Genomic DNA, 11,594 nt, shown 5'->3' with positions numbered 1-11,594 from the left:
AATGGAACAGGTCAGGTAGGTACTAAAACCTTCAGCATTGGAAAAACCACTATTAATTACACCGTCACCGATGCAGCTGGATTAACCGCTTCAGGAGCTATAGACATTACGGTTACCGATAATGAAGCTCCAAAAATCACCCTTGGAAATGACATTTTTGAGAGTACAGATACAGGAAAGTGTACCGCATCTATCGCTATTCCAAATGTGAGTTTTAGCGACAACTGTTCGGGGGAAAACTTGAGCTGGACCATGACCGGAGTGACATCAGGAAATGGAACAGGTCAGGTAGGTACTAAAACCTTCAGCATTGGAAAAACCACCATTAATTACACCGTCACCGATGCAGCAGGATTAACCGCTTCAGGAGCTATAGAAGTTACTATTGAAGATAAAGAAGCTCCCACCCTGCCTAACATCAGCACGCTGGAGAATTGGAGTTGCGGGGAAGCTATTCCTGTTCCTGTGGCACAGGATAATTGTTCAGGTGAAATTCAAGGGGAAACCCCAAAGCTCATTTTTGATGGTCCGGGACAATATACGGTTACCTGGACTTTCACTGATGACAAAGGAAACTTCAGTACTAAAGACCAAACCATTAACATTCCTGAACCCACCGTTGATGCTCCAGAAATTAATGGCAATAAAGCAGATGGTCAAGAATTTTGTAATACGGAAGAAATTCCTGCCATAGCATTCACAGGGAACTCTCTGGAAAACAAATCTTATTCCTGGTCTTATAAAAGTGCTTCCGGCAATAATCTCAATATTGGACTGACTTCCAGTGGAACGGGAAACATCCCGGCTTTTACAGCCAAGAACAATACGAATGAATCTGTTACCGCCGTATTTGAAGTTATTCCTTTTGGGAATGCCTGTGAAGGGGAAGCGATAAACTTTTCCCTTACAGTTCACCCTACTCCTACCATCACAAAACCTAATGATATTGTGGTATGTGAAGGAGAAACGATTAGTAAGATTGATCTTTCAAACTTTTCGGTAACAGGAAGTGAAGTGGCATGGAGTAATGATAACACCAATATTGGTCTTAGTCCTTCAGGAAATGGAGATATTTCTGCATTTGTCGCCACCACTAATGGCACTCATGTGACCCAGGTAGCCACTATTAGCCTGACTCCTTCAGCAAACGATTGTCCCGGAGAAATAGAAACCTTCACAATAACGGTAAAACCAAAACCGGAAGTGAATGTTTTTCCTGAGGAGCAGACTTACTGCAACGGTCAAACAACAGAGATCCTGCCTCTTGGCGCTAACGTAACCGGCACTAAATTCAATATTTCTGGTGGTTCGGCTGTTGGATTATCCAACAGGACTAATGTGACCGAAATCCCGGCGTTTACTGCTAAAACCGGAACGGCAACTGTGACAATAACCCCTGTGGTAAATGGGTGCACCGGAACACCTGTAAGTTATTATGTGACGGTAAACCCCACCCCGACAGTTTCAGTGAGTCCGGCCAGCCAGCAAATATGTTCCGGAGAAAGCACCTCCATTAACTTAAGCGGCAGTGGGACTTCGTTTTCCTGGACTATTGCTGAAGCAGGCAATGAGATCACCGGAGCTTCTGAAGGCTCGGGAAATCAGATTATTCAGACGCTTTCCAATAGCAGCTCCCAGCCCCAGGTTGTAAAATACCGAATTGTGCCTGAAGCAAATGGATGTACTGGTACGCCCATAAGTGTGACTGTTACTGTGAATCCTCTTCCTTCATTAATTATAACCAATCCTGAAACTATTTGCTCCCCGGCAATAGTAGATTTAACAAGTCCCGAAATCACAACCGGTTCTACACCTAACCTGACTTTCACTTACTGGAAGGATATTTCGGCCTCCATTCCTCTCAGGAAACCTACTGAAACCAGTGTGGGAACTTACTATATTAAAGCAGAGAACACTTATGGTTGCTCTGTAATAAAACCGGTTGTGGTAACCGAAAAACCCACTCCCAATTTAACCAGCCCGACACAGGCAGCCGGGTTTTGTTCAGGAACGGCCTTTGAGTACACTTTCAGCAGCGACATACCCGGAACTGAATTTCGCTGGACCCGGCCCCAGATTTCCGGAATCTCAACACCCGCCAATAGCGAAACCGGCAATATTAGTGAAGTTTTAATCAATACTACCACAAACCCCATAGCGGTAGTATATGAAGTTATAATGGTTTCTCCAGAAGGTTGCATTCAAACAGCCCAGATAGAAACAACTGTAACTCCTACTCCTTTATTAAGCAGTACCCTTAGCCCGGATGGGGTTTGTAGTGGAACAGAATTTGAATATATTCCTACCAGTTCCACAGGAGGTACAGTTTTTTCGTGGACCAGAGCCGCGGTACCCGGAATTAGCAATGAGACCAGTAGTGGTACAGGTGCTATTAAGGAAGTTTTAAATAATACCACACAACAAACACTTGGGGTTACATATCGCTTTGTACTGAGCTCCAATAACTGTACTAACCCTCAGGTTTACAATGTAGTTGTATCAGTGACTCCTTCTCCTGATACTGAGGTCTCTGCTTCTAGAAATGGAGGAGCTCAAGTTACCGATGAGATAACCATCTGCCGGGGAGACAATGTAGATTTGTTTTCTAAAACTTCTTTTGCAAACAGTACAAATTTGCCCTCGGAATTACTGAGTGCTAATTTTAATTCAGGAAAAGACGGGTGGCAGACCCCTACCAATGGAAACAGGTGGCGATTGACAAATAGTGGAACGGTGGCTTACGAAGAATGTAGCTGGGTCTTTGTTCGGGACAATAGCTGGTGGGGAGGTCGTTACGAATACCGCTGCGAAGAAGTTAATTTCAACTCCAGTACCAGTGATCAATTTTTTCTTGTAAACAGTCATAGTTATGGCGGTAATTTTAATGATGTAAAACTTACAAGCCCCAGCTTTAATACTGAAGGATATAATACGCTCCAGCTCACTTTCTGGCATCATTACAGAGACGGAGGAGGAAGACAGAACAGAGATTATGGAATCCTTGAATACAATACCGGGAACGGCTGGCAAGAAATTGACACTTATACTTCTACAGAGGGCGAAGCAGGAAACTTTGTAAAAAAGACTTATAACATAAGTAACCTTGCAGGACAAAAAAATGTGCAGATCAGGTTTAGATATGACAACGCAAATGATGACTGGTATTGGGCTGTAGACAACATATCTGTTACAGGAGATGGTGTGGCTGCTCCTGAAGTAAAATGGACCAGTGATGTTAGTGACTGGACATCGACAGATGCCAATCCAAAAAATGTCAATCCTCAGCGCACTACGGTTTATACTGCCACCTACACCGATCCAGATACCGGTTGTCCTGGCAGTGCTTCAGTTAAAGTTGTGGTGAATCAGCCAGAGCCACCATCTATTACTGCAAATTATTGCGGCGATTCAACCTGGATAGAGCTCGTTTCTGATAATGAACATTTAACTTACAAATGGGAATCAAGAGGAGAACTGCTGGGTACAAATAGAACTCAGAATGTACAGATAGCTTCAACCTATACACTCACCGTCACCAACGAGTTTGGTTGTGAAAGTTCGGCTTCCATAAATGTTTCTGAAGAACTACTGGTTAATGGAAATTTTGAGAATGGCGTAACCGGCTTCTATACCGAATATCGCAACAGAACCAATTCGGGTGACCTTTATCCAGAAGGGGATTTTGCAGTTGACAGGGATGCAAGTGATTATCACAATGACTTTGACGGAAGAGATCATACTTCGGGGAATGGTAAGTTTATGATAATTAATGGGGCTCCTGGATCAGGAAAAGTCATTTGGCGGCAAACCATTGAAAATATTCAGCCGAATACCGATTATTATTTCAGTGCCTGGGGAACCAATGTTAACCCCAAAACTCCTGCAAGACTTCAATTTAGAGTAAACGGGGTGCCCACCGGAACCATAGCCGATCTAAGAAATATCGCTGTTGGAGAATGGATTCAATTCTACAGTAACCCCTTCTGGAATTCTCAAAACGCTACTACAGCCACTCTCGAGATCATCAATTTAGAAACAATTCGTGATGGTAACGACTTTGGTTTGGATGATATTTCTTTTGGTACGTTGGAACCAATAAAATTTTCAATTGACCCCATCCCGGCTACGTTTTTATGTGAGGGAGAAATACTGGAAATTACTCCAGAATTTGAAGGAGGACGGGAACCGTTTGAATATACCTGGACCAACCCGAATGGAGATGTAGTTTCATCTGAAAAAAGCCTTGTAATTGAAAATGTTACGGCAAATATGACCGGACAGTATAAATTAACAGTAACCGATTTTTACGGGTGCGAACCTCAGGAGGCTTTAGCAACTGTGACTGTTTTAGGTATAGATGCCGGCGAAGATCAAACTGTGTGTTCTAATGTGGGAACCATTCAGCTGCATGGGCAAATATCAGGATCAAACGATGGTGGCACCTGGTCTACAAACGGCACCGGTACTTTTTCCAATAGTAAGGCCCTGGATGCCATATATACTCCGGGAGAAGCTGATCTTACTTCTGAAAACGGGGTAATACTTACCTTAACCTCTATTGATCCCAACGCTACCTGTATTGATGAGGTGAATATCTCTTTTTACAATTCTCCCCTTGCGACCGTTTCTGTCACCCCTGTAAATTGCTTTGGTGCACAGGATGGTACTGCAACTGTAACCGTGACAGAAGGAACAGGAACAGCTCCTTTCACCTATCAGTGGAAGGACCAAAACGGAAATACTGTTGGAACAGCCCAAACCGTCACCAACCTTCCTCCAAGTGAATCGGGTTATTCTGTAATTGTTACAGACACCAATGGCTGCCAGATAGAGGTTACCAGTCCTCCTGTCTTAGAACCTTCAGCATTACAAATTGACAGTACCTCGGTCACAAATGTCACTTGTTTTGATGGTGAAGATGGTAGTGCCACAATTACTGTAAGTGGAGGAGTGATTGCGGGTGATTCCCCTAATTACACTCTAACTTTACTAAACAATAACGGATCTGAAGTTGCTTCAGAAGTAAATAATACCACAGGGAATTTTGAGGTAACCAACCTTAAAGCCGGAGCTTATACTTTTACCGCAAATACAGCATATGGATGTACCTTGCTTTCTGAAAATATTACTATAGATCAGCCATTAGAAATTATTGTGGATGCAGGTGAAGATATCATTGTTGCTGAATGTGGCATAAGTAAAATTCAGTTAAACGCCATACCTGTAGATCCTAACCTGGGGACTGGCAGATGGGAAGTTATTGCAACTGCACCAACAACTAGTAATTCACCCATTTTTGAAAACGAATTAGCTCCAAATACCTGGTTTACGGGTCAGGCAAATACAAAGTATGAAATAAGTTGGGTAGTAACTCCTACTGTTGAAGAATGCAAAATAAGTGACACAGTAGTAATTGAACTTCCCCCCGCCTGTAGCCGATTGAACTTTGATGGAAACGACGATTTTGTAGATCTTGGTGATCACTACGACATGGTGAACAGCAACCTCTCTATCGAAGCCTGGGTCAAACCTCATGATCTTACAGGAACAAGAACTATAATTGCTAAACGGGAAGAAGATAAATTAAATTCTGGCTACGATCTTATCTTAAGCAATGGAGCTCCTGCTTTTAGGGTCGGGAATAAGAGTGTAACTTCTGTAAACTCATTAACAACAGATCGTTGGTTTCACGTGGCAGGGGTATATTCTGGCAACGAACTGCAGCTCTATGTAGATGGCATCCTGGTAAAATCCAATTCGGGTATTACTCCAAATGCTATTGTTGACAATAGTGCCCCGGCTATTATTGGAGCTACTTACGCTTCTTCTTTTAGTGGAAGTAAAAATAACTTCTCAGGCTTTATCGAAGAGGTTCGAATATGGAATACGGGAATTTCTGTTGAGCAAATAAGGTTCTACATGAATCAGCGGCTGGAGAAAACCAATGATACTCAGGTAAACGGAAGTGTCTTAGGAAATGATCTAAACCTGCCAAACGCTCCCGAAGTACAGTCGTGGAGTAAACTTCCAGGATATTATCAACTCCTGGCCGAAGAAGGTCTGATAGCTAACGGCTTTACCGTCAACCTTGGAAACCTGGGAAATACAGCAGACGGAAACCTGAAGAACATCGAAGATATGCAGGAAAACACTGCACCTCTCCCCTACAAACTTTTTACCAGTGACGGTAACTGGTTTGACAAAAACACCTGGCAGCTGCCCAATCCGTACAACGGAAGAAATATTAGCATGCCAAATGTATGGAACGCTCCAAATACCAGCGGGATAAATGGGGATGCAATTAACTGGAATATTGTAGATCTTAATGGTAAAAAAGTCAACAATCCCACTTCCTCTCAGAATATTACCCTCTTGGGCTTACTGGACAAAACAGGGACTCTTAATTTAAAAGGAGAAAATAATAAGAGTGGTACCAGCCTAACACTAACTCATTATCTTAAGCTGGACGGCGTACTCGATCTTAATGGAGAATCACAGCTTTTACAGCCAGAAGGCAGTAAGGTAGAGGGATCGGGATACCTTGAACGTGACCAGCAGGGTACTGCCAGCAGCTATAACTACAATTACTGGAGTTCTCCTGTAAGTATAAAAGGAAATGCGCCCAACTCAGGATATAAACTTATTGATGTCCTTATGGACGGTAGTAAGCCAGAAAATCCCAAACCCATAGATTTTAATCCTCAGTATCATTATGCAGATCATAATTATTCTGAAGAAGATCCTATTCGAATCAGTTCCTACTGGCTCAATAAGTTTTTCGGTAAAGCCGGGGAATACAGCAAGTGGAAACAAATTACCCCAGGCACACTTGTAACTACAGGAGAAGGGTTTACCATGAAAGGGTCAAGAGGAAATAAAGATATAAAGGAGCTCCAAAATTACACTTTTAGAGGTATGCCCAATAATGGGCCCATTACCCTGAACATTGGACTGGATCAAAATTATTTAATTGGGAACCCATATCCTTCAGCCATTGACGCAAGTGAATTTATTAGGGATAACTTAAAGAATGTTCCCTTAGGCAGAAACTCTCAAAATGTATTTAATGGCTCAATTTATTTCTGGTCTCATTTTGCAAATAAAACCCACATTCTTACTGAATATGTAGGAGGTTACGCAATTTACAACCTGGCTGGTGGTATACGTGCTATTGCCAATGATGCCAGGATCAATAACCAGAACCCAAACCGACAGGGCGGAAAAAAACCACGCCAGTATATTGCTGTGGGCCAGGGATTTTTTATCAATACCGTTTTAAACCCTGCATTGTCGCTTAATCCAAATGTGACAATCACAGGTGGAGAGGTTAAATTCAATAATAGCCAGCGGGTATTTCAAACTGAGGCGGATTCCACAAAAGTCGTTTTCCATTCTATGGAAAAGAAAACAGGGAGCCAGAATACTGCAGCCGAAGATACTTCTAAGGAGGAAAACAGGATGAGACTTTGGTTGAAATTTGAATCTCCGGCAGGTTACCACCGCCAGCTACTGGTCACCCGTGATACCGCTACAACTTCAGGTTTCGACCTGGGTTATGACGCACCTCTTATCGAAAACAATAAAGAGGATATGTACTGGCTTATGGGAGAAGAGGAGGATAGACTGGTAATTCAGGGAGTACCCGATTTTGATACCGAACGGGTTTTACCTCTGGGTCTTAAAATTTCTACGGAAGGAGAGTTCACCATTGCAATAGATGAAATGGAAAACATCCCTGATGATCTTCCGATATTTATTAGAGACAATGCTACCGACACTTATTACAACTTGAGAGAATCTGATTTTACTACAACAATTGAACCCGGTGAAATTCATGATCGTTATTCTCTTGTCTTCCATGAGAAAAAAGATGATACAGAAGATCCCGGTGATGGGGATGATGGTGACGATAACGGTGATGGAAGTGGCGATGGCGACGGTGATGGTGATGGTGACGGAAGTGGTGATGGTGACGGAAGTGGTGATGGTGACGGAAGTGGTGATGGCGACGGAAGTGGTGATGGCGACGGAAGTGAACAACCCGAAGAACCCACTCCTGCTCAGGGTAAATTCAATTTAGTTTATTCATCAGAGTATAAAGAGGTGGTAATTAAAAATCCAGGGCTGTTACCTCTCAAAAAGGCCGTTTTGTTCAATGCTTTAGGACAGGAAATACATACCTATTCTAATATTGAGCTTGAAAAAATCAGCAAATTACCGATAAAAGTCCCCAGCAAAGGCATGTACTTTGTACGTGTTTATACCGAAGATTTTACCCGGGTGCTGAAATTCCTTGTTGACCGGATAGATTAAGGTTTTTTTGCTCAATCCTTTCATCATACTTTTATCAATACCTGAAAGTTGTGGCAACCCTGAATCACAACTCTCGAAAAGTTATTTCAGCAATAAAACCAAGTTCAAAAGAACCAAAAGGATCTGGAAGTGGTTTCAGGTAGATTAAACCTTAAAAGAAGTGTATTTAATCGGATTTTTAATTCTTTTACCGATTAAAAAAAGGAATAAAAGAACACAATCTTGAAAATTTTCCTACTTTTACCTGCTGATTTTTAACGGTTTGCCATGGGGAAAATCTACAATTCTCTCAAAATTTTGGTCTTTTTTTTACTACTGACAAGTTCGGTACTGGCATCCTTTTGGAATAACTCTACATCAAATACTTACATTTTCCCTCAGGAGCATCAGCCTCAGGCACAAAGTTGGGCGGAATCTCCTTACGGAATTTTTTCTGCTGCTTTTCAGGAATGTAGCCTTTCGGCCAGTTTGTCTTCAACTAACATCACTTGTAATGGCAACAGTGACGGATCAATAAATATTTCGGGACCTTCAGGAGGGAGCGGAAGTTATCAGTATAGCATTGATAATGGAAACTCCTGGCAGGATTCGGGTAATTTCCAAAATCTTGCACCTGGAAGTTATCAGGTACTTATAACTGATAAATCTGATACTTCCTGCCGGGTTACCTTGAATCCGAATCTAGAGATCTCTCAGCCGGATGTATTAACCCTTACAAATTCCACCACCTCGCCCGTTTCCTGTAATGGAGGAAACGACGGAAAAGTAACTGTCGGCACGGTTGCAGGTGGTAATTCAGGTTATACCAATAGCATTAACGGAGGTGGTTTCTCAACAGCAACTACTTTCAATAACCTTTCCGCAGGAGATCATGTTATCACTGTAAAGGATAGCAAGGGCTGTGAAGCTTCGGAAACGGTTACAATTTCTCAGCCAAACGTCCTGACTCTCACAAATTCCACCACCACTCCCGTTTCCTGTAATGGAGGAAGTGACGGAAAAGTAACTGTCGGCACCGCTTCAGGCGGAAATTCGGGATACACCTATAGCATTAATGGAGGTGGTTTCTCAACAGCCACAACTTTTAATAATCTTTCCGCAGGAGATCATGTTATCACTGTAAAGGATAGAAAGGGCTGTGAAGCTTCAGAAACGGTTACAATTTCCCAGCCAGACGTACTGACTCTCAGAAATTCCACCACCACGCCTGTTTCCTGTAATGGAGGAAGTGATGGAATGGCAACTGTCGGTACTACTTCAGGTGGAAATTCAGGTTATACCTACAGCATCAACGGTGGTTCTTTTTCTACAGCTACTACGTTCAAAAACCTTTCCGCAGGAGATCATGTCATTACTATTAAAGATAGCAAAGGTTGTGAAGCTTCGGAAACTGTTACTATTTCTGAGCCGGATGCACTGACTCTGACAAATTCCACCACCACTTCCGTTTCCTGTAACGGCGGCAACGACGGAAAAGTAACTGTCGGCACGTTTGCAGGTGGAAATTCAGGTTATACCTACAGCATTAATGGTGGTTCTTTTTCTACAGCAACTACTTTCAACAACCTTTCCGCAGGAGATCATGTGATCACTGTAAGAGACAGTAAGGGCTGTGAAGCTTCGGAAACAGTTACAGTTTACGAGCCAGATGTACTAACCCTTACAAATTCTACCACCACGCCTGTTTCCTGTAATGGAGGAAACGACGGAAAAGTAACTGTCGGCACTGCTTCAGGCGGAAACTCAGGTTATACCTACAGCATCAACAGTGGTTCTTTTTCTACAGCCACTACTTTCAACAATCTTTCCGCAGGAGATCACGTGATCACTGTAAAGGATAGCAAGGGCTGTGAAGCTTCAGAAACTGTTACAGTTTCCGAGCCTGACGTACTGACTCTCACCAACTCTACCAGCACGCCTGTTTCCTGTAACGGTGGCAACGACGGAAAAGTAACTGTCGGCACAGTTGCTGGTGGAAACTCAGGTTATACCTACAGCATCAACGGTGGTGGTTTTTCAACAGCCACTACGTTCAGCAACCTTTCCGCAGGAGATCACAATATTACTGTTAGAGACAGTAAGGGTTGTGAAGCTTCAGAAACTGTTACTATCTCCCAGCCAGATGTCCTGACTCTCACCAACTCTACCAGCACGCCCGTTTCCTGTAATGGAGGAAGTGATGGTACTGTAACTGTCGGCTCGATTGCAGGCGGAAATTCAGGTTATACTTACAGCATTAATGGAGGTGGTTTTTCAACAGCGAATACTTTCAGCAATCTTTCCGCAGGAGATCATGTGATCACTGTAAGAGACAGCAAGGGTTGTGAAGTTTCGGAAACGGTTACTGTGACTCAGCCAGACGTACTGACTCTCATCAACTCAACCAGCACTCCTGTTTCCTGTAATAGAGAAAACGACGGAACTGCAAGTGTAGGAACTGTGGCAGGCGGAAATTCAGGTTATACTTACAGCATTAACGGTGGTGGTTTCTCAACATCAACTACGTTCAGCAATCTTTCCGCAGGAGATCATATCATTACTGTTAGAGACAGTAAGGGCTGTGAGGTTTCAGAAACAGTAAATGTTTCTCAACCCGATGTTTTGACCCTCTCAGGATCTACCTCCACTCCCGTTTCCTGTAATGGAGAAAACGACGGTAAAGTAACTGTGGGCACTGTTTCAGGTGGAAACTCAGGTTATACCTACAGCATTAACGGTGGTAGTTTTTCTACAGCCATTACTTTTAATAATCTTTCTGCAGGAGATCACATCATTACTGTTAAAGACAGTAAGGGCTGTGAAGCTTCAGAAACAATAACAGTTTCCGAGCCAGATATCCTGACTCTGACTAATTCCACCACCACGCCTGTTTCCTGTAATGGTGGCAACGACGGAAAAGTAACTGTCGGCACTGCTTCAGGCGGAAATTCGGGATACACCTATAGCATTAATGGAGGTGGTTTCTCAACAGCCACAACTTTTAATAATCTTTCTGCAGGAGATCACGTGATCACTGTAAAAGACAGTAAGGGTTGTACAGCTTCGGAAACTGTTACTATCTCCCAGCCAGATGTCCTGACTCTCACCAACTCTACCAGCACGCCCGTTTCCTGTAATGGTGGCAACGACGGAAAAGTAACTGTCGGCACTGTTGCAGGTGGAAATTCAGGTTATACCTACAGCATCAATGGAGGAAACTTTTCTACAGCCACTACTTTCAATAATCTTTCTGCAGGAGATCATGTGATCACTGTAAAAGATAGCAAGGGTTGTGAAGCTTC

Annotated in this window: 2 protein-coding genes; both read left to right on the top strand. The window is 42.9% G+C overall.

Annotated elements, in window-relative coordinates:
* On the top strand, positions 1-8,313 hold an 8,313-nt coding region (locus OQ279_RS08450; RefSeq protein WP_266069454.1), incomplete at its 5' end, for a DUF8693 domain-containing protein.
* Positions 8,314-8,580: 267 nt separating this feature from the next.
* Positions 8,581-11,594 (top strand): beta strand repeat-containing protein (locus OQ279_RS08445; protein ID WP_370866516.1); only part of this gene is annotated, 3,014 nt, incomplete at its 3' end.

Origin of the sequence: Salinimicrobium profundisediminis, assembly GCF_026241755.1 — a bacterium.
Taxonomy (GTDB): domain Bacteria; phylum Bacteroidota; class Bacteroidia; order Flavobacteriales; family Flavobacteriaceae; genus Salinimicrobium; species Salinimicrobium profundisediminis.
This window is presented reverse-complemented; position numbering and strand designations above follow the sequence as displayed.